The sequence below is a fragment of the Candidatus Gastranaerophilales bacterium genome (genome assembly GCA_028693235.1).
In the GTDB taxonomy this organism is placed as follows: domain Bacteria; phylum Cyanobacteriota; class Vampirovibrionia; order Gastranaerophilales; family Gastranaerophilaceae; genus JAQUVW01.
Genome location: JAQUVW010000004.1, coordinates 83,573 through 104,002, shown reverse-complemented (window position 1 = coordinate 104,002; position 20,430 = coordinate 83,573). Strand labels below are relative to the sequence as shown.

The window sequence follows — 20,430 nt, the reverse complement described above, 5'->3', positions numbered from 1 at the left end:
AAACCATTATAGTCTAAATATCAAAAGTGAGTATTTTATTTTTAATTTTCTCAAAAATCAAATGCCCGATAAGAGAATGAGCCTCTTTTGTATAATGCAAATTGTCTTCAACTGCAGTTTTGATGTCTTTTCCGAATGTTATTAACTCTACATTTTCAGAATCTGCCACTTTGGAATATATTTGATGCACACATTTTGAAAGATTTATCGAGTAATCATTAAACTGAAAACTAAAAAAGCCTTTTTTAATATCCTGATTAAGCTCTGGCGGTTCGATAACTATTATATTGGATATATGTTTATATGATTTTAATTTTTTTATAAATTTGATAAGTCCAGCTTCAATATCTTTTGGTTCAAGCTTGTAGACGTATTGCAAATCGTTTGCCCCCAATGCAAAGATAAAATAATCAATCGGGCAATTAGGTAAGCAAGAATCAAGATATTCCAATCCGGATTGTTTTAAGCCATCATATGATTTTACAAACGCTGTTCTATTGTTGCAACCTTCTTCTACAATATTACATTTATTTTTCAAAAGGTTTGTTAAAACACCTGTCCAACGAGTATTTTTGTCAAATCTGGTATGGTCATCAGCTTTATAGCCATATGTATTTGAATCACCGTAACAAAATATAGTTTTCATTCGACTCCTATTTTATGGTATGCCATAATTATAAAAATACAATACTAATCAGCTTTTGTAAAATAAAAACTGATTTGAAAAGTGTAAACATTAATATATTGTAGTAACTAAATTTTAACCCTTGTTTGAATGGAAATCATATTTGAATGTTCCCCATTGTCGACATTGCGATACGTATAGGCTGCAAGTATTTTAAAGCTATTACTTATTTTGTATGCAAGTCCACCGGTACATTCTGTTATTAGATGAGTAGTTGCTTGCAAATTAGGATTGAAGACATCATATCTTCCGATTACTTGAAGTTTTTTATTTATATCATAAATTATAGTGTCGTAAAAACCTTCACACTCGTTTCTTCCTTGAGCACCGGCGTTAAATCCGTCTGCGTGGGAATATTCAAATTTATTATGAAAATTTTTATAGTCATAGCCTATATAAGCCCCATAAACAGAATATGAAACATCATTTTTACCAGTTGAAATGCCGGTTCCCATTGTGAGTTTTCCGAATTTTTCAGCATCTAAATTTGCCAAAGGCTTTAATGTCAACCAACTTGTAAAATCTACACCGTTAGTAAGATTTTCCCAATAGCGAGTGCTGTCATATAACCCTATATCGTAATCCATATATTTGTAATTACCGACATTTCTGATACCAAAGGATCTCGTATTACCAAAAGTTCTACCGATTTGAGAACGAGTCGGCAAATCTTGGTTGAAGGTAGATACATATCCGTCAACACCAATCGGTAAACGCCAAGTTTGTCCCAAATGCACTTGATTGTGTTTATTAAATTCGTAGACAAGCCCCATTTCGGAAACTTTTTCCATAAATCTGTTTTCGTGTCCCTTGACAAATTTTAACAAATTATAAGAAAATCTCAAAGTCGTTTTGTTATCTTTAAATTTAGTAATGGTAGAAATTTCACCTACCGTGTTATTCCAGTTGTTGCCAATCCTTGAGCCTTCCCAAGGATAAGTGAGAGTTTCGCCTCCAACATATAAAAGCCCCATTTTGAAACTTTTGATTGGTCCCCCTTCAAACTGATAACCATCTTTATTGAATATTTGTAATGGCTTTGGTCTGTTTTCTTCAATAGAAATTCTTTGGACAAAGGTGGGTTTGCCATTTTCATCAATTATAGTCGAATAATTTGCATCTGAATTTTCAATATTTGCTTCATTTTTTTGTACACCAAGGTCAATTTTGACACCTGGAGTTAAAGCTTGAGCTATTTGATAAGTGGTAGAATATGCATCGTTTTCAAATAAATTTTGTTTGTAATTTTCCTGAGTTTGTGTAATAGATGCAGGTTGGTAGGAATGAATAGAGTCTGTGGTCGTATCTATTGGAAGGGTTATTTCATTTAAAGCTAAAGCTTTCCCACTAAACAGAGCTGAAAGACCTACTCCGACACAAAAAAGTGCCAATAAGTTTTTCTTCAATTTTAATATCCTTCGTTGTTAATTATTTTGTTCGTTAATTATACTATTTAGATGTGATAATACTCCGTTTAGAGTTTCTGCTTCATTATCCAAGTCTTCAGAAATTAATGCAGTATTTCTAGCTGTTTCAGCATTATTGTTAAGAATGCCTGTGACTTGATTTATTGCTGTTGAAATTTGTTCAACACCGATTTTTTGTTCATTAGTTGAAACTGTTATTTCTTGCATAATTTCGTCAACTTTTTTAGTTTTATCTGTAATTTCTACAATAGCTTTGTGAACATCTTTAGCAATTTGATTACTTTGGTCGCATAAAATTATATTATTTTCAATTAAAGCAGTTGTATCTTTTGAAGATTCAGTACTTCTTTGTGCTAAATTTCTAACTTCTTCAGCGACAACAGCAAAACCTTTGCCTGCCTCTCCTGCCCTTGCTGCTTCAACAGCCGCATTAAGAGCAAGAATATTAGTTTGGAATGAAATTTCATCAATTACTTTAATGATTTTTGAAATTTCTTGACTGGAAATATTAATTTTTTCCATTGAATCCATAAGAATATTCATTTTTTCATAGCTTTTTTTAGTGCCTTCTAAGCTTTCTTTTGATAACTTAGCTGCGAAAGAAGTATTTTCGTCATTTCTATCAATCATAGATGAAGTTTCTTGTATTGAAGCAGAAATTTCTTCAACAGAAGCAGCTTGTTCAGTTGAACCTTTAGCAAGTGCTTCGCTTGAGTTGATTAGATTTTTAGAAGAAGATAATAAATTATTAGAGGTCGAATTTAATTCATCATATAAAGATAGTAAATCTTTAACTACTTTATCAGTAAAAAAGAATTTTGTAACTAAAATAAGTCCAAGCATGACGAGTATATTTAAGCTAAGGATTATTATTACAGTTTTGTTGACCATTTCATTGACTTCTGTTAAATATACACCGGTAGCAATGACCCAGCCCCACGGTTTATAAGCTTTTGCAGTAGAAATTTTATCAACAATTGTACCTTCAGCAGGTCCACCGGGTATTTTTCTTACCACTTTATATTTATAGAATTCGCCGTTACCTGATTTTGCCATTTCCGTAATATCTTTGTAAAAATATTTTCCATCCGGACCTGTAGTGGCAGTGCAATCAGAATGGAATGGTCTTTTTGGGTTATATATCATTATATTGTTGTAGTCATTTATCCATATGTAATTCTTACCATTTTCATAAGAATAAGTTTCTATAGCTTGTTCAGCTGCTTTTTTAGCATCAGCGACAGTCATTTCTCCATTTTTCGCCTTGTCACCATAAAACGACACCATATTATATGCAACTTCTGTGAGTTCTTCAATTTTGACTTGTGCAGAATCTGTTATTGCTTTTTTAATCTGAATAACACTTGCGACTGAAGTTAATATTGCCACTAATCAAACAATTGAAATTACTAATAAATTTATTTTTTTTCTAAAGCTGAATTTTTCAATACTCATAAACTACCTCAAACGCAAATAATTAAATACATATCTATTTTAAAATTTTTATTAAAGAAGGTCAATACATTATAACGGGTATTTTAAAAAGTTAATACACAAAAAGAGCATGACCGAAATCACACTCTTTTTATGAATAAATTTTATAAGTTAAGCCATAGCTTTTTGAACAGCAACAGCACAAGCTACAGTAGCACCAACCATCGGGTTGTTGCCCATGCCGATAACGCCCATCATCTCAACGTGAGCCGGAACAGAAGATGAACCAGCAAATTGAGCATCGCCGTGCATTCTTCCCATAGTATCAGTCATACCGTATGAAGCAGGACCGGCAGCAACGTTATCTGGGTGAAGAGTTCTACCTGTACCACCACCAGAAGCTACTGAGAAGTATTTTCTACCGTTTTCCCAGCACCATTTTTTGTAAGTACCGGCAACAGGATGTTGGAAACGAGTCGGGTTAGTTGAATTACCGGTTATAGAAACGTCAACACCTTCTTTAATCATGATAGCAACGCCTTCAGAAACATCATCTGCACCGTAGCATTTAACTTTAGCTCTTTCGCCCTCAGAAAATGGAGTTTCTTTAACGATTTTGAGTTCGCTTGTTTTGAAATCATAAGCAGTTTCAACAGCTGTAAAACCGTTGATTCTAGCGATAACGTAAGCGGCGTCTTTTCCCAGACCGTTCAAGATAACTCTTAAGGGTTCTTTTCTTACTTTGTTAGCATTTCTTGCAATACCGATAGCACCTTCAGCTGCAGCGAATGATTCGTGACCGGCTAAGAAGCAGAAACATTTAGTTTCTTCTCTCAAAAGCATAGCACCAAGGTTTCCGTGACCAAGTCCGACTTTTCTTGTGTCACCGACAGAGCCGGGTACCGCGAATGCTTGTAAGCCGATACCGATTGTTTCAGCTGCATCAGCTGCGTTTTTGATACCTTTTTTAATTGCGATGGCACAACCCAATGTATATGCCCAAGAGGCATTATCAAAAGCAATAGGTTGAATGCCTTTAACGATTTCGTCAACGTTTATACCTTTAGATAAGCATAATTCATTAGCTTCGTCTAAAGATTTGAAGCCATATTCAGCTAAGACTTTAGCCAAAGAAGCTTCACGTCTGTCTTGTCCTTCAAATTTTGCCATTTTTTATTTCCTTATAATTAATTACTATTAAGTGTATATATGTTTTGTAAGCTTGATTTATTCTTTTCTCGGGTCAATAGTTTTGACAGCGTCAGCAAATCTGCCGTAAGTACCGATATTTTTTTCATAAGCTTCTTTAGGGTCTTTACCTGCTTTTATAGCATCCATAACTTTGCCGAGGTTTACGAATTTGTATCCGATAACTTCGTCATTTTTATCCAATCCTAATTCTAGGATATAGCCTTCTGTAAGAGAAAGGTATCTAACGCCTTTAGCTTTTGTAGAGTGGATTGTACCGGCCATAGAGCAAAGACCTTTACCCAAATCTTCAAGACCGGCACCAATTGGTAAACCGTTTTCAGAGAAAGCAGTTTGAGTACGGCCGTAAACGATTTGTAGGAATAATTCTCTCATAGCAACATTTATAGCATCGCAAACCAAGTCAGTATTTAAAGCTTCCAGGATTGTTTTACCGGGTAGAATTTCGCCTGCCATAGCAGCAGAGTGAGTCATTCCTGAGCAACCTAAGGTTTCAACTAAAGCTTCTTCGATGATACCGTCTTTAACATTTAGGGTTAATTTGCAAGTACCTTGTTGTGGAGCACAACATCCGCAACCGTGAGTTAAACCGGAAATATCTTTAATTTCCTTACATTTTGTCCATTGTCCTTCTTGAGGAATTGGAGCAGGAACACCTTTAACGCCGCGAGCTACACAGCATTTTTCTTCGATTTCCTTTGTTAATTGAATGTGATCCATATGACCTCCTTGTTTCTATATAACTTTCATTAAAATAAAATCTATATGTGTCGGATAGGCATGCCTCAAAACGGCTAGTCGGGCTAATCCTTCCAGACATCACGATTATACAATAAACACATTTTATTTGGAAATAAAAATATTCCCCATCTGTATGAGTTATTTGAACTTGAGGTGTGGTTTAATCGTTATATATATAGGAAATATAATTGGGGACTAAAAGTAGGATGAAGTTTGGATATAAAATAGCTGTTTGGGCTTTGACTTTAACTTTAACCTTTTTACTGCCCGTAAATCAAGCTTTTTCTTTGGAGGAAGCAACTGTAAAAAGAGCACCTATGACTATTAAAGATTGTATTAATACTGCTTTGCAGAACAGTCCGACTGTTAAAAAATCACGTCTTAATTATAATCTTGCAAAAACAGAAGTTGGTATTTCTAAAACGGCTCCTACGTCTAACTACGTTAATCAAGAGCAAACAAATCAAAATCTGACAGCGTGCCTGCGTACTAAAAGTACGATAAATAAAAAGCTTCAAACATCTATAAAAAAAGGCACTCCTACAATGAGACATCTTTTCTAAGGTAGTCCAAGTTTCCTTTCATAATGACCCACGCAGTGCAACCTGTGCCTTTGGTGTGGCAAAGTGAAGGATCTCTATTAAAACTATATTCCGGATATTTATAGTTTGGCATACCGTCAGGCACTATAGAATCTTTGTGTATTATAAAGCTAAATAAATCTTTTCCGAATGTATTCGGGTATTTATCTCCGTTAATATCTACGGTGATTGTGCCAAAAGCAGGGAATGAGAGGTAACTGCTTGCTAATAGATTTATTGCCAGAGACATTCCATCAGTCAGTTGAAGTGTGTAGAAATATGTTCCTCCAAATGTGCTGCCGGAAGATCCGTCCAGATTTTTGTAAGTAACAGAGGGGAAACAACCACTGTTATATTCATTCATTCTTCCGCATTTTTTGTTTATGTTTAGATATTGAGTGATGTATCCCGCATAAGCCATCGTTGCATCGTAATAGCCTCCATAGTCAGCAATATCAAAAGAATCTTGGCTCAACACGAGACCGTGAGCACGGCTTAAAGTTGAATATGCTTTTTTTACCGCTGTTATTGTTTCTTGCTCATTGGTTTTGTTCAGCAATGAAGGTATTGTCATCGCAGCGATAATACCAATTATGACTAAAGTAATCAAAACTTCAGCTAATGTGAAAGCGGTAAAAGACCTTGTTGTTACAGGATTGTATTGAGTTGGGATGATAAATTGCATAAATAATTCCATTTTTGTATATAATAAGCCAAACTAACTATAGATTACCCCAATTATTACCTATTGTAAAGTGAAGCTAAAACCTATAAAATATTCCCCAGATGAATGAGTGATTTGAACTAATATTGTGGTTTAATCGTTATATATATAGGAAATATAATTGGGGACTAAAAGTAGGATGAAGTTTGGATATAAAATAGCTGTTTGGGCTTTGACTTTAACTTTAACCTTTTTACTGCCCGCAAATCAAGCTTTTTCTTTGGAGGAAGCAACTGTAAAAAGAGCACCTATGACTATTAAAGATTGTATTAATACTGCTTTGCAGAACAGTCCTAATGTTAAAAAATCCAAATTGAATTATGAATCCGCAAAGGCTGACGTTGGTATCTCAAAATCAGTGTATGCTCCTACTATTGGGCTTGGTACGGGGTATAATTATAATAAAAATGATACTTCTTACACCAATATTAATCAGAACTATTATGCAGCGGAGGCGTCTTTAAATCAGCTTATTTGGGATTTTGGAAAATCATATGCCAATATCAAAATGCAGGGCTTTAATAAAATAACTGCATTATTCAATTTTGACAATACTGTTTTGACTACGATTTTTGATGTCAAAGTCAATTATTATGGTGTTCTTGCAGCCGAAGCAAATGTTGATATTGCAAAATATAACGTCGATATGAATGAGAGAAATTATCAAAGAACAAAAGCTTTCTTTGAAGAGGGTATTAAATCAAAAATAGACCTTGTAAATGCGGAGGTCTATTTGAGCGATTCAAAAGTAACGCTTGTAAAAGCTGAAAATTCTTATAAAAATGCTCTTATAAAGCTCAATAACTCTATGTATATGGCATATACTCCGATTTATGAAATAGAAGATATTAAATCCGTAAAACAAAACAAGGGCTTATCGCCTGTTAATTTTTTGAAAATTGACGAAAAAAAAGATATAAGTGCTCCACCAAAAGGCGTCAATGATGCTTTTTTAATCTCAAAAGTTGAGAAGGTGGATATTGTCACAAATTATAAATTTGAAGAATTTCCGTATTCGTTTGAGGAATGTCTTGACTTAGCAAAGAAAAACCGTCCCGATTTGAAAGCATACGAGTCAACTTTAAAAGCCATGCAGGAAAATTTGTTGTATGTAAAAAGAGAATATTATCCATCTTTAAGTGGCAAAGTCGGCTATGCTTACAGGGATTTAAACAGTACCAAATCTTTAACTGCCGCTGTTAATTTGACCACAAATTTAAATGTAATGCAGGTAAAAAATGACATTGACAAGGCTAAAGTTAAAGTTGAACTTGCTCAAAATGAAATTGATTTGTTAAATCAAAATATATATTTTCAAATTCAAGATGCATATGTAAATATGCTCGAATTGGAACGTCAAATCCCACTATTAGCTATTAAAGTTAAACAAACAAAGGAAAATTTGGAGCTGGCTGATGGCAGATATTCTGTCGGTTTAGGAGATTATATTGAACTTCAAGATGCAAAAGTTAATTATAATTCTGCTCAATATTCTTACGTGCAAACGGTTCAAAATTACAACGTAGCAAGAGCGGCACTTGAAAGGGTTGTCGCACTTGAACAAGATACTGCAATAAAAATTGAGGATATAAAAAATGAATATAAAAAATCCTAAGGTAATAGCTGTTTCGGTGGTTTGCATTGCCATTGTTGCAATTGGCGGATTTCTGTCTGCACAAAAACAACCGAAATTTGAAACAAAACCGCTTGAGACTTGTACTATAACAGAAGTCGTTGAAGCCTCTGGAACAATAAACCCCGTAAATACTGTTAGCGTTGGTTCTACAGTGTCAGGTCTTATAAAAGGGATTTATGTCGATTTTAACTCAGAAGTTAAAAAAGGACAAATTTTGGCTCAAATTGACCCTGCGAATTTTGAAGCTACAGTCGCCCAAAACGAAGCCTCAATTGCGAATTCAAAGGCTAATCTTATAAAACTTCAAGCAACTGCCGAAATGAGTAGAAAAACTTACACTCGTTATAAAAATTTGTATTCAAGAAATTTTGTCGCAAAAAGCGAATTGGACCAAGCTGAAAGTGACTATAAGGCTAGTATGGCTCAGATTTCTGCTGCAAGAGCTCAAATTCGTCAAAATCAAGCACAATATCAAACAGCTATGACAAATCTAGGCTATACAAGAATTGTCGCACCTGTTGATGGTACTGTTATTTCAAGAAAAATTGACGTTGGACAACCGGTTGCAGCAAGCTTTCAAGCTCCTGAATTGTTTACTATTGCTCAAGATTTGAAAAAAATGCAAATTGAAGTTAATGTCTCAGAAGCCGATATAAGCAAAGTGAAAGTCGGGCAAGAAGTTAAATATACTCTCGACGGTTATCCTGATTCTGAATTTACAGGAAAAGTTTCGCAGGTTAGACTCTCTGCTACAACTGTTTCAAATGTCGTTACGTACCCTGTTATTGTCGAAGTTAATAATGATGATTTGAAGCTTGTCCCCGGTATGACTGCTAATGTATCCATTATTACAAGCAAAAGCGAAAACGTGCTATGTGCCCCAAATAACGCTTTGAAATTTACTATGGATGCTGAACAAAAATACAAGGAACAAGGGCTTTGGATTTTGGTGAAAAACAAGCCCGAAAGATTTAATATAAAAACAGGTACAAGTAATGATTCTGTGACAGAAGTTATATCAAAAGAATTGAAATCCGGCATGCAAGTTATTTTAGAACAAAAAAACAAAAAAGGTGAAAAAATGGCTCACGATATCTCATCTTCTCGTGGAGGCTCTAAAAGCGGCAAGTCGCCAATGAGAATGTTCTAATGAGTTTAATTGAAGTAAAAAATGTTATAAAAACATATTTGTCAGGCGAAAATTCGTTTAATGCTTTAAATGATGTTTCCTTGAATGTTGAAAAAGGTGAATTTGTTGCGATTATGGGAGCTTCAGGTTCTGGTAAATCAACATTTATGAATCTGTTAGGTTGTTTGGATATCCCGAATTCAGGGTCATACAAGCTTGATGGAATTGACATTTTATCCCAAAATATTAATACACTTGCTGAAATCAGAAATTTGAAAATGGGTTTTGTTTTTCAGGGATTTAATCTGATTTCAAGAACCTCTGCTCTTGAAAATGTCGAGCTCCCGATGATATATAAGGGAGTTTCGGAAGATGAACGAATAAAAATAGCGATGAAAGCTCTTAAAACGGTCGGTCTTGAGGGGCGTGAAAATCATATGCCTAATCAAATTTCAGGTGGGCAACAACAAAGGGTCGCAATAGCAAGGGCTATAGTGAATGATGCTCCGCTTATTTTGGCAGATGAACCCACTGGAAATCTCGATACGAAAACAAGTGTTGAAATAATGGAGCTTTTTATTAAATTGAATACAACAGGCAAAACGATTATTCTTGTAACCCATGAGCCTGATATTGCAGAATATTGCAAGCGGATAGTGCGTTTTAAAGACGGAAATATAATCTCTGACGAGGTGAAATTATGATTGATGCCAAATCCACATTTAATATGGCAATTCGCTCTTTAAAAATAAACAAAATGCGTTCAATTTTAACGAGTTTAGGCATTATAATCGGCGTTAGTGCCGTAATTATTATGCTTGCAGTCGGGACAGGTGCAAGAGAGAAAATCGCAAAAGATATGGAATCTATGGGGAGCAACATTCTTGTTGTTCGTTCCGGGGCTGCAAATTCAGGCGGTGTAAGAATGGGCAGTGGCTCCAAGCCTACATTGACATTAAAAGATGCAAAAGCTATAGAAAAAAGTTGCTCAAATGTATTATCAATTGCACCTTATTCAAGCGAAGTAAAACAGCTTACTTTCAGAAACCAGAACTGGTCCTCAACTGTTGGCGGTACAACGGATTCGTTTTTATTTATAAGAAATTATGAAATTCAATCAGGGCGAAATTTTTCAAACGAAGATGTTAAAAATGCCTCAAAAGTTGCAATAATCGGTAACACAATCGCAACAGAACTTTTTGGCGACATGGAGCCTATTGGCAAAACTTTCAGAATTGGGAATGTACCTTTTAAAATTATAGGAGTGCTTGCAACAAAAGGCCAAAGCGGTATGGGGCAAGACCAAGATGATATTTCTTTTATTCCGATAACAACTGCTCAACGTAAAGTTTTTGGGACTGATTTTCCGGGAACTGTTTCTATGATAAACGTCAAAGCCACAGATTCAGAGGCGTTGACAAATTTAGAAGATGAAATTACAGATTTGATAAGAGAAAAACATCACATCGGAAAATTTCAAGAAGATGATTTTCAAATAAGAAACATGGCTCAGATGCAGGAAACAATAAAATCTTCAGCAAAAACAATGTCGGTTCTACTAGGGGCGATAGCTTCAATTTCATTGCTTGTAGGCGGGATTGGTATTATGAATATAATGCTTGTTTCTGTTACAGAAAGAACAAAAGAAATAGGCATCAGAATGTCTATAGGTGCAAAACCTGCTGATATAAGGGTTCAATTTTTGATTGAATCAATCATTCTTTCCTTAGCCGGTGGCATCATAGGCGTAATCATAGGAATAAGCGGAGCTGCATTAATCCAAATGGGCGGTGCTATGAGTGCAAAAGTGTCTTTATTCTCTATTTGCTTAGCATTGGGTTTTTCAGGCTTTATCGGTGTGGTATTCGGATATTATCCCGCATACAAAGCCTCTTTGTTAAATCCTATTGATGCTTTACGCTATGAATAAGCCTAATTACACAAGTAATTTTCCGGATCTTTTTTGCAGTCGATATTTGTCAATATTGCTTCAGCTCCTCTAATCGGATATATTTGATTACCGTTGTAATAAGATAGTTCAAAAACATATCCGTCGTTGAGTTCGTTTGCATAATGGGTTATTGTATTCGGACCCCTATCGCCGTTTACGTCTATTAAAATATAATTATTACTTATAGAAAAAGCCATTCCGTCTGCAGTGTAAAAGGTTATAGTGCCAGAATAGTCATCTATTTCGTGGCAAGCTTTTGCTTGTTCTGGAGGCATTGATGAAACTATATTGAAATATTTTGAGTAAAATTCATCATACCAACATTGGTCGTCACTGCATTTGTTTGTTAAATCTTCTAGGTTTTCGCCCGAATCAGCTTCAAATTTCATAACTGCTTGATGTAATACAGAATATGCTTTTTTGACACCAACCTTTTTTTCCTCATCGTTAGTTTTATTTAGTAATGAAGGAATAGTAAGAGCCGCAATAATGCCTATAATAACCAATGTTATTAGGACTTCTGCCAAAGTAAAAGCTTTTTGTTCTTTCATTCAAACTCCTGTTCTAAAAACCGCAACCTGCTGTTGCTGATTGCTCAGATTTAATTTTGTTGCAGTCTATGTCTTTTATCACGGAAACTGCAGGCGGAATTGGGGTAACTTTGTGAATTTCTTCGCCGTTACTATTTGTATTCCTCTCAAAAACAAAAACGAAACTGTCTTTTAAGTCAGTTCCGCTATGAGTTATTGTATTAGGTTTTTTATCGCCGTTCACGTCAACAATTACAAGGTCTTCTTTTGGTGAAAAAGCCATTCCGTCAGCGGTATAAAAAGTAATTCCGTCGCCAAAGTCACCGCCGATATTGCTACAAGCGGTTGCTGATGATGCGGCTGTTGTTGAGATAATGTTGAAATGTTTTTTATAAAAATTTTCAAATAAACAATTTGAATCAGCACAAGATTCTCTAATATCTTTGAAACACTGTCCGCTTTCTGAGTATTCTTTTTCTTGAGCTTGAGATAACATTGAATAAGCTTTTTTGACACCTGTTCGAATTTCTTTATCATTTGTGTCATTTAACAGGGACGGTATAGTAAGTGCAGCAATAACACCGATTATCACGAGTGTAATAAGAACTTCGGCCAACGTAAATGCTTTTTTATCCATTAATGCTCCAAATACTTTATTACAATAATAATATATACAGAGATATATTGTCAACAATTTCTCATTCATACGACCTCTTTCATGTTACAAATTGTGTCTTTTCTTGCGTGGTTTTTGTTAAAAGTATTCAAAAAATCAGTATGCGGGGTTTAAAACAATATAATTTAAAGTGTGAGAGGTAAAATATGCTCAAAGTTACAGGTGATTATAGTCCAAAAACAAAGCCTTACGAAGGCTTACACAAGGAAAAAGATACACCGCCTAAGGTCAAATCGCCTAGTGAATATAAAATCACTTGCCCTAATATTAAAACACCAGAGCGTCCTGCTTTCTTATATAATCAAACTCCACTTCCATCTGAAATTCAGTCTAAGATTGATGAAATAAAAGAACTTCAGTTGCAAGAAAGACTTAAAGCCGAAGAACAAGAACGTTTAGCTGAACACATTGACGAAGTGACTGACGCTGACAAGTCTGCTCAGAGTATTAACGACCTTGATATGGATGAAATTTTATCTATAGAGCTTCCTCAAAAAACAAAAGGCGGACCTATTCCGTTTGAGCTTGGGGATAAATATTTGACGCTCGATAAATATCAACAAGAAGCTATTGATGAATTTAATAGTGGCAAGACTTCTATTGTTACCGCTCCTACAGGAACCGGTAAAACACTTATTGCTGAATATGGAATTGATGATATTTTAAAAAAAGGTAAAAAAGTTATTTATCTTTCACCTTTAAAAGCATTGAGCAATGAAAAATATACAAAATTCAGTGAATTATTCGGAAATTACGGCAAATATTATGATTTTGAAGATAGCAAAAATGTAGGTATTATTACCGGCGATATAGCTATAAATCCTGACGCACAGCTACTTGTTATGACTACTGAAATATACAGAAATATGCTTACTTGCGGCACAAAAGAAGAAGCTGCTGAAAAATTAAAAGACTTCGATGCTGTTATTTACGACGAATTTCATTACATGAACGACCCCGATAGAGGTAAAGTTTGGGAAGAATCTGTTATGAATACTCCTAAACACATGAAGCAAATGATGCTTTCTGCGACAGCTTCAAACGCTCCTCAAATTGCAGAATGGGTTAATGAATTAAATCCTGAAAAGAAAGTAGCACTGATAAATGTACCTGAAACAGAACGTCACGTTCCTTTGAAAGAATATGTTTTCGGCTTCGAGCAAGGCGAAGGTATGAAAATTCAACCTGCTGCAACTTACAAAATTTTTATGGACGATTTGGATTCTGAAAATCTTAGCGACAGGCAAGTCCTTGCTTTAAACGATTTGAAAGAACTTTATCAAACCGAAAATCCTACCGAAAAAATTAAAACTTGGAAAGATATTCAAGAAGATGGTGCTATCTCAACTGATAAATTTACTGAAAAACTTATTGCTGATGGGGCTGAAAAAGAAAAGGCTGAGCAAATTGCTCTAGTTCTTGCTAATAAAAATAAAGCGGTTTACAACGATTGTTTTAATTTGGATTTCCCCTCCAAAACTCCTAAAACTAACGCTTTGATAAAAATCCTTAATAAAGAAGATAAAACCCCTGCTTTATTCTTTGTTTTCAGCAAAAAAAATTGTCAAAAATATTGTGATTTTGCAAATAAAAAAGTAGGTACTCTTTTGACTCCGGAACAATCAAAACAAGTCCTCGACAGGGTCAACGATGCTAAAGAAAAAGGTATTTATCTCGGAAAAGATTTCGATGAAAATTGCCTAAACAGTTTGATGAAAGGCTACGCCGTTCACCATGCCGGCATGTTACCTGCTTATAAAAGTTTAGTGGAAGGGCTTGCTCGTGAAGGTTTGGTAAAAGTTTGTTTTGCGACAGAAACATTGATTGCTGGAATAAATATGCCTTTCAAAACAGTCGTGTTGACTTCTTTGAATAAATCCAACGGCTCAGGCACGATTTTGCTTCCGAATTCAACATTCAAACAAGGTTCCGGACGTTCAGGACGACGCGGTATTGATAATATTGGCAACGTAATAATTATGCCTAAGAGCAGAAGCGATTTGGAAAATTTTTATAAATTGTTAAAATCAACAGATACTTCTATAAACAGCCAATATAAAGCTACTTATTCTTCATTGTTGTCGCCAAATATGCTTAACCATATGGATGAAACTTTGAAAAATACTTTTGCTTATTACCAAAAGAAGGACAAAAACAAAAATATATTGACTGAAGCTCAAAGTAAAAAGCAATTGCTTGAAAGTATGGGATATGTCCAAAAAGATGCAAACGGAATATATTCAACAACAGAAAAAGGTGATATTGCAAAAAAAATATTCGGCGTAAATGAAATTGTTATGACTGAAATTTTAACCGACCCTAAATATACAAAAGATATGTCATCTGCTGAACTCGCAGGATTGATGGCTATTTTTGCTGATGTTAAGGATGATAATCCTAAACAAACTTTCTCTCCTGAATATAAGGATTTTGCAGAAAAAGCCGCTCCCGCAATAGAAATGGCTAACTATGTAAAAGGTCAAGAATATCGTCACAAAATATATGAAAAACTGCCTACCAGCACAAGTTTGGCTACGTCAATTCTGAAGTTCGCTCAAACCGATATAACAGAAGATGACCCGCAAAAAGTTTGGAAAGATATGATTAACGAGCTTCGAGAAAAACATTTGATTAACTACGAAGGTGATATGTTGAGAGTGGTTAACGGTACAATCGATTTGCTTCATACGATGAGTGATGTTGCTGAAAATGATGAATTGAAAGAAAAAGCCGATAGTGCTATTGAAATGTTAAAAAAGCCTCCGATTACTGATATTTTGAAATATGAATTAAATGCTTAATGATAAAAATGGTGGAATTATTCCACCATTTTTTTATACTTGTTTTTTGAACTCAATTATTTTGTTGTATATATTTTCAGCTTCTGACAAATCATTGACTTTAGCTCTGTCGTTGAGTTCTTTTGTTAAATTATATAAGGTCGTAATTCTTAAATTTCCACTGGCACCTTTTAAAGAGTGTGAAAGCTGTTCAATATCTTCAACATTTCCATCATCAATGAGGCTTTTAAGAACAGGCAATTCTTTGTCTAAATCCTCCCAAAATTCGTTTAATAATTCTTCAGCATCGGGTCTGTCAATTCCCAAATCATTTACTATATTATCAATTATTGAGTTTTGGTCAAATGTGTGTGTAGTTTGGTTAGTAGTTTGTCCTTGGGACTTTTCTTCTTCTTGGATTTCTGTTGAATAAATATCAATTTTTTCAAGTAAATATTCATATTTTAATGGTTTTGCCAAATAGTCGCTCATTCCAGCGTCAAGGCATTTTTTAATATCAGAATCCATTGCATTTGCAGTCAGAGCAATAATCGGGGTTTTATTTGGTTGATTTTGTTCTAATTGTCTTATCTTTCGAGTGGCTTCATAGCCATCCATTATAGGCATTTGGCAATCCATAAAAATTATATCGTAATTGTTATTTTGGTATGATTCAATAGCTTCCTTCCCGTTGTTGGCAATGTCGCAAGTCAAGCCAGCCTTGTTTAGCATTTTAGTTGTAAGTTTTTGGTTGAGAGCATTATCTTCGACAAGCAAAATCTTTAATTTTGCATCACGACGCATTTCGTTTATTGTATGTCTTGTTATAAGAGCGTCAGGAGCTTCTTTTATCGGTCCTTCATTATTCACGATGAGCATTATGCATTCGATAAGGTCATTTTTTCTTAAAGGTTTGGGTAAATAGCCTCTGAATTTATTTTCTTTAGCGGCTTTGTAGTCGCCGATTTGTGCTCTTGAAGTTAGTAAAACAATTGGAATATTTTCGTATTTATCAAGTTTTTGAACCATCAATGCGAAATCAAGCCCATTGATTAGAGGCATACAATAATCGGTTAAGATTATATCAAATACGTATGGGGCATCTTTTATTTTCGATAAGGCACTTACGGCATCTTCCGTGCAAACAGTTTGACAGCCGTATTCTTTAAGATAATGTTCAATAACTTTTAAGTTTGTTTTATTGTCGTCAACAATTAGAATTTTAGTGCCTTCGATTGAGAGTTTTTTCTTTTCAAAAGCAGGTTCTACAGTATTGTCGATTTCAAACTCAGCCGTGAAAGAAAAAGTAGAGCCGACATTTAATTCGGATTCCACGTTTATTTCACCGTGCATCATTTTTACAATATTTTTTGAAATAGTTAGACCAAGTCCCGTTCCGCCATATTTTCTTGTTGTTGAGCTATCGGCTTGAGTAAAAGCTTCGAATATTTTTGCTTGATTTTCTTTAGAAATTCCAATTCCGGTATCTTGAATAGCGAAAGTTAATTTGACGGTTTTATCATCTTTTTTAATTACTTTTGCAGTTAAGTTGATTTCGCCTGTCTGAGTGAACTTTATTGCGTTATTTACAAAGTTGTTTAAGACCTGTTTTAATCTGCTTGGGTCACCTTTAACTTTTTCAGGTACGTTAGAATAGCACAAAACGTTGATTTCGAGGTTCTTTTTTGAGGCATTAGAAGACGCCAATGTTCCAACATCTTCAAGTACGTGTCTTATATTAAAGCTGATATTTTCCATTGTCATTTTGCCTGCTTCAACTTTTGATAAGTCTAAAATATCATTAAGCAAAGAGAGCAATATTTCAGAGGATTTTTTAGCTTCATCGACGAAATCTTTTTGTTCGCTGTCTAATTTAGTATCAGCGAGAAGTTGAATAAATCCCATAATACCATTCATAGGAGTTCTTATTTCGTGGCTCATATTCGCCAAAAATTCACTTTTGGCTTTGTTTGATTCTTCAGCTAGTTCTTTTGATTTTACGAGAAGCTGTTCGTACTGCTTGCGTTTTGTGTTGTCATAAGATATACCCAGTAGTCCTCTCGTGTTGCCTTTTTCGTCAATTATTGGAGCTTTAGTTATGGCGATATGGCGATTTTCACCGTTTATAAGCATTATTGCTTCATTGTTAATTATTTTTTTCTGAGTAATTACTTCTTTATCGGCTTCAATCAAATCGTGGACAGTTTCTTCTGTTGCAAGATTGTTGTCGAGTAGGGTTTTCATTACTTCTTTGTTGATTAAGTTTTCTTTTTTTACATTATAAAAATTTTCATATTCTTTGTTCAGCATAATATACTTGCCTTGAGTATCTTTAATCCATAAGGCAAACGGAATATTGTTAAAGATTGCTGTTAATTGAGAGCTTTGTTCAAGGATTTTTTCATTCATTTTATATTTTTCGGTTATATCTCTTGAAATGCCTGCAACGCCTACAATTTCGTGTTTATTATTATATAATGGTGATTTTACAGTTTCGATTAACATTGAACCTTTTGTTAAATGCTTGACCCAAGATTCGCCTTTTACGATTTCGCCTGTTTCTATAACTCGTTTATCTTCATCTGTGAATAATTTGCTGAGTTCGTCAGAATATATTTCAAAATCATTTTTTCCAACCATTTCGGAGGCATTATTAAGTCCTGCGAGATTCGCTGTAGAATTCGAAACGCCACGGTATATCCCACTAAGGTCTTTAAAAAATATAAATTCCGTAATTGAGTTTATCCAATTCCGCCAAGCTTCTATTTGCGTTTGTAAATCTGTATCCATCTCACACCTTCGTTTTTTGGCTACAACTCTATTATTATATCAAATATTTTACAAATGAAAATAAAATTGTTATAATTCATATATGAAAAGAATACTTATAGTTGATGATAACGAAACAAATTTAAAAATTTTAAATCTTATTTTGACAAAAGCCGGATATTCAGTGATTGCACTTAATGATGCTTTGCAAGTGCTTAGTGTCGCTATCAGCAAGGTTCCGGACCTAATTCTTTTGGATATAAATATGCCTGATATTGATGGCTTTACTCTTTGTGAATTATTGAAGAATGAAGATGTTACAAAAAATGTGCCTGTTATATTTATCAGTGCATTGTCTGAGGCGGATGATATCGTAAACGGATTTACCCAAGGTGCTGTTGACTATATCACTAAACCTTATAAGGCTGAGGAAGTTAAAATCAGGGTTGCTACTCATTTGAAAATTCATGATTTGCAAACTGAGCTTGAAGAAACTAATAAGTTACTTGAACAAAAAGTTGAAGAACAGGTTAAAAAAATCTCTGATACGCAAATGGAAACAATTTTTTCCTTGGCAAAGTTGGCTCAATCGAGAGATGATGATACTGGTAAGCACCTCGAAAGAGTTCAAAAATATTGTTTTTTGTTGGCTAAAAAGTTAGCTCACAATTCACCTTATGCAAAGTATATAGACAAAACATTTATTAGAAATATTGTGCACGCAAGCCCGCTTCATGATATTGGCAAAGTCGGAATTTCGGATTTGATTTTGTTGAAGCCCGGAAAGCTTACGCCTGAAGAATTTGCAGAAATGAAAAAACATACGACTATCGGTGCTGATACATTAGAAGAAGTTTATTCAAAATTCGGAGATAACGAATTTATTAAAATGGGAACGGTTATCGCCAGATATCACCACGAACGTTGGGATGGCAACGGTTATCCGGAATGTTTAAAAGGGGAAGAAATCCCACTTGCCGCAAGAATAATGTCTATCGCTGATGTCTATGATGCTTTGGGTACAAAACGTGTCTACAAAGATGCTTTTCCTCAAGAAAAATGTGTTCAAATTATACAAGATGGCAGAGGAACTCAATTTGACCCTTATATTGTCGATGCTTTTATGGAAATAAAAGATGAGTTTTATAAGGTTCGTTGCCAAAATAAAGATGCCTGTGTTGAAATATAGTCTTACTGCTATATAATTGACTTATGAATACTAGCTTGTTAACTCGGATACGGATAGAGAGATATTTGTTCGCAGCTCTTATGACGCTTGTGATGTTTTGGCTTGCTGAAATCAGCGGACAAAAAGAAATAATATTTCCTGAAATTGCTGCTGTTATGACGGGTGCATGGATAGCTGAAAAGCAACCTTGGAATGTAAATAAAAGAAGAATTTTTTTATTAATGTCTTTGTCTGCAATTATTGGAGTTGTTACGGTTAAATATAGTCATGTGCATTTGTTTTTTCAGATTTTGATATGTTTTTTGTTTACCGGAGTAGCTTTGATTGTTGCAAAATCTTCGTTTATCCCTATTATTTCAGCGTGCATTTTGCCTGTATATATGCAAACTACAAGCTGGGTATATCCTCTTGCCGTCGCTATTATGTCTTTGATTGTTATTGCTGCACAATGGCTTATGGAAAAAAACAGATTGCGTCCTAAAAATATCTATTCATCAGAATTTTTTGATTTAAAATTTGAAATTAGTCAATGGGCTAAATTGCTGCTGGTATTTGCCGTTATTTCATTTTTACCTGTTCAAAGTCGGCATATTTTCTTGTTGGCACCGCCTTTAATTGTTACTTATGCAGAATTTGCAAACCCAAACAGCCCTTTACGACACAAAAAGGGACAAGTGTGGGCTATTATGGTTTTTGCTGCTACAATTGGTACAGTTCTAAGATTGGGGCTTAATTCGTTTTTAGAGTTACCTTTATCCTTGTCTGCAATTTTAGCTTGTGTCTTACTTTTCATCGTGTTTGATAGGGTAAAAATCTTATTTCCGCCCTCAGGAGCTATTTTGTTATTGCCGTTAATTTTGCCAACTGCAGAACTTGTTATGTTCCCTTTTGAAGTTGCTATAGGTACTGCGTTTTTAATTTTTATAGCCGTTAATCTTTTTAAAAAAGCTGGTTAATTAAATTATATAG

General features: G+C 34.6%; 17 protein-coding genes. 8 read left to right on the top strand and 9 right to left on the bottom strand.

Annotation, left to right across the window (positions count from 1 at the left end):
• Positions 1-13 precede the first annotated feature (13 nt).
• From PHV37_07845 to PHV37_07825, 5 genes are all read right to left on the bottom strand, one after another.
• Positions 14-646: a GDSL-type esterase/lipase family protein gene (locus PHV37_07845; GenBank protein ID MDD3237991.1), complete on the bottom strand. Its 633-nt coding sequence runs from the start codon at positions 644-646 to the stop codon at positions 14-16.
• A 107-nt stretch (positions 647-753) separates the two neighbouring features.
• Entirely contained in the window at positions 754-2,091 is a 1,338-nt protein-coding gene (locus tag PHV37_07840) for a hypothetical protein (protein ID MDD3237990.1), read from the bottom strand.
• A gap of 18 nt (positions 2,092-2,109) precedes the next feature.
• Positions 2,110-3,501, bottom strand: coding sequence for a methyl-accepting chemotaxis protein (locus PHV37_07835; GenBank protein ID MDD3237989.1), 1,392 nt, complete (start codon positions 3,499-3,501; stop codon positions 2,110-2,112).
• A gap of 216 nt (positions 3,502-3,717) precedes the next feature.
• The gene (locus PHV37_07830; protein MDD3237988.1) at positions 3,718-4,716 is read right to left on the bottom strand and encodes a GGGtGRT protein; all 999 of its coding nucleotides are present in this window, start codon (positions 4,714-4,716) and stop codon (positions 3,718-3,720) included.
• 57 nt (positions 4,717-4,773) lie between these two features.
• Complete coding sequence (locus PHV37_07825) at positions 4,774-5,475, bottom strand: hypothetical protein (GenBank protein MDD3237987.1); 702 nt, start codon at positions 5,473-5,475, stop codon at positions 4,774-4,776.
• A gap of 227 nt (positions 5,476-5,702) precedes the next feature.
• Between PHV37_07825 and PHV37_07820 the strand changes: the two genes are divergently transcribed.
• Complete coding sequence (locus PHV37_07820; GenBank protein ID MDD3237986.1) at positions 5,703-6,059, top strand: hypothetical protein; 357 nt, start codon at positions 5,703-5,705, stop codon at positions 6,057-6,059.
• Here PHV37_07820 and PHV37_07815 read toward each other — a convergent pair.
• On the bottom strand, positions 6,037-6,762 hold the full coding sequence (locus PHV37_07815) for a type II secretion system protein (protein ID MDD3237985.1): 726 nt from the start codon (positions 6,760-6,762) through the stop codon (positions 6,037-6,039). The genes PHV37_07820 and PHV37_07815 overlap by 23 nt on opposite strands.
• Before the next feature lie 178 nt (positions 6,763-6,940).
• On the opposite strand from PHV37_07815, the gene PHV37_07810 reads away from it, so the two are divergent.
• Genes PHV37_07810 through PHV37_07795 form a run of 4 tightly spaced genes read left to right on the top strand, consistent with a single transcriptional unit; the run spans position 6,941 to position 11,496 of the window.
• Positions 6,941-8,416, top strand: coding sequence for a TolC family protein (locus tag PHV37_07810; protein MDD3237984.1), 1,476 nt, complete (start codon positions 6,941-6,943; stop codon positions 8,414-8,416).
• The gene (locus PHV37_07805) at positions 8,397-9,587 is read left to right on the top strand and encodes an efflux RND transporter periplasmic adaptor subunit (GenBank protein MDD3237983.1); all 1,191 of its coding nucleotides are present in this window, start codon (positions 8,397-8,399) and stop codon (positions 9,585-9,587) included. Before PHV37_07810 ends, PHV37_07805 begins: the two co-directional genes overlap by 20 nt.
• Complete coding sequence (locus PHV37_07800) at positions 9,587-10,270, top strand: ABC transporter ATP-binding protein (protein ID MDD3237982.1); 684 nt, start codon at positions 9,587-9,589, stop codon at positions 10,268-10,270. Before PHV37_07805 ends, PHV37_07800 begins: the two co-directional genes overlap by 1 nt.
• A complete protein-coding gene (locus PHV37_07795; GenBank protein MDD3237981.1) occupies positions 10,267-11,496 on the top strand; it encodes an ABC transporter permease in 1,230 nt (409 codons plus the stop codon). The genes PHV37_07800 and PHV37_07795 overlap by 4 nt, the downstream gene beginning before the upstream one ends.
• A gap of 2 nt (positions 11,497-11,498) precedes the next feature.
• On the opposite strand, the gene PHV37_07790 is transcribed toward PHV37_07795, so the two are convergent.
• Complete coding sequence (locus PHV37_07790; GenBank protein ID MDD3237980.1) at positions 11,499-12,068, bottom strand: type II secretion system protein; 570 nt, start codon at positions 12,066-12,068, stop codon at positions 11,499-11,501.
• 13 nt (positions 12,069-12,081) lie between these two features.
• The gene (locus PHV37_07785; protein MDD3237979.1) at positions 12,082-12,684 is read right to left on the bottom strand and encodes a type II secretion system protein; all 603 of its coding nucleotides are present in this window, start codon (positions 12,682-12,684) and stop codon (positions 12,082-12,084) included.
• Between the two features lie 185 nt (positions 12,685-12,869).
• Between PHV37_07785 and PHV37_07780 the strand changes: the two genes are divergently transcribed.
• Positions 12,870-15,524 (top strand): DEAD/DEAH box helicase, encoded by a 2,655-nt coding sequence (locus PHV37_07780; protein ID MDD3237978.1) that lies wholly within the window; start codon positions 12,870-12,872, stop codon positions 15,522-15,524.
• Positions 15,525-15,557: 33 nt separating this feature from the next.
• On the opposite strand, the gene PHV37_07775 is transcribed toward PHV37_07780, so the two are convergent.
• Positions 15,558-18,293 carry a response regulator gene (locus tag PHV37_07775; protein ID MDD3237977.1) on the bottom strand — a complete coding sequence of 912 codons (2,736 nt, stop codon included), beginning with the start codon at positions 18,291-18,293 and terminating at the stop codon, positions 15,558-15,560.
• An 82-nt stretch (positions 18,294-18,375) separates the two neighbouring features.
• Here PHV37_07775 and PHV37_07770 point away from each other — a divergent pair, with 82 nt between their 5' ends.
• A complete protein-coding gene (locus PHV37_07770; protein ID MDD3237976.1) occupies positions 18,376-19,461 on the top strand; it encodes a response regulator in 1,086 nt (361 codons plus the stop codon).
• A gap of 23 nt (positions 19,462-19,484) precedes the next feature.
• Complete coding sequence (locus PHV37_07765) at positions 19,485-20,417, top strand: hypothetical protein (protein ID MDD3237975.1); 933 nt, start codon at positions 19,485-19,487, stop codon at positions 20,415-20,417.
• Positions 20,418-20,430: the final 13 nt, after the last annotated feature.

Bases quoted from the DNA above. Each gene is read 5' to 3' on its own strand.
- PHV37_07770 (MDD3237976.1), top strand. From the start codon at position 18,376: ATGAAAAGAATACTTATAGTTGATGATAACGAAACAAATTTAAAAATT.
- PHV37_07775 (MDD3237977.1), bottom strand. From the start codon at position 18,293: ATGGATACAGATTTACAAACGCAAATAGAAGCTTGGCGGAATTGGATA.
- PHV37_07785 (MDD3237979.1), bottom strand. From the start codon at position 12,684: ATGGATAAAAAAGCATTTACGTTGGCCGAAGTTCTTATTACACTCGTG.
- PHV37_07810 (MDD3237984.1), top strand. From the start codon at position 6,941: ATGAAGTTTGGATATAAAATAGCTGTTTGGGCTTTGACTTTAACTTTA.
- PHV37_07820 (MDD3237986.1), top strand. From the start codon at position 5,703: ATGAAGTTTGGATATAAAATAGCTGTTTGGGCTTTGACTTTAACTTTA.
- PHV37_07805 (MDD3237983.1), top strand. From the start codon at position 8,397: ATGAATATAAAAAATCCTAAGGTAATAGCTGTTTCGGTGGTTTGCATT.
- PHV37_07825 (MDD3237987.1), bottom strand. From the start codon at position 5,475: ATGGATCACATTCAATTAACAAAGGAAATCGAAGAAAAATGCTGTGTA.
- PHV37_07765 (MDD3237975.1), top strand. From the start codon at position 19,485: ATGAATACTAGCTTGTTAACTCGGATACGGATAGAGAGATATTTGTTC.
- PHV37_07800 (MDD3237982.1), top strand. From the start codon at position 9,587: ATGAGTTTAATTGAAGTAAAAAATGTTATAAAAACATATTTGTCAGGC.
- PHV37_07790 (MDD3237980.1), bottom strand. From the start codon at position 12,068: ATGAAAGAACAAAAAGCTTTTACTTTGGCAGAAGTCCTAATAACATTG.
- PHV37_07815 (MDD3237985.1), bottom strand. From the start codon at position 6,762: ATGCAATTTATCATCCCAACTCAATACAATCCTGTAACAACAAGGTCT.
- PHV37_07830 (MDD3237988.1), bottom strand. From the start codon at position 4,716: ATGGCAAAATTTGAAGGACAAGACAGACGTGAAGCTTCTTTGGCTAAA.
- PHV37_07780 (MDD3237978.1), top strand. From the start codon at position 12,870: ATGCTCAAAGTTACAGGTGATTATAGTCCAAAAACAAAGCCTTACGAA.
- PHV37_07845 (MDD3237991.1), bottom strand. From the start codon at position 646: ATGAAAACTATATTTTGTTACGGTGATTCAAATACATATGGCTATAAA.
- PHV37_07795 (MDD3237981.1), top strand. From the start codon at position 10,267: ATGATTGATGCCAAATCCACATTTAATATGGCAATTCGCTCTTTAAAA.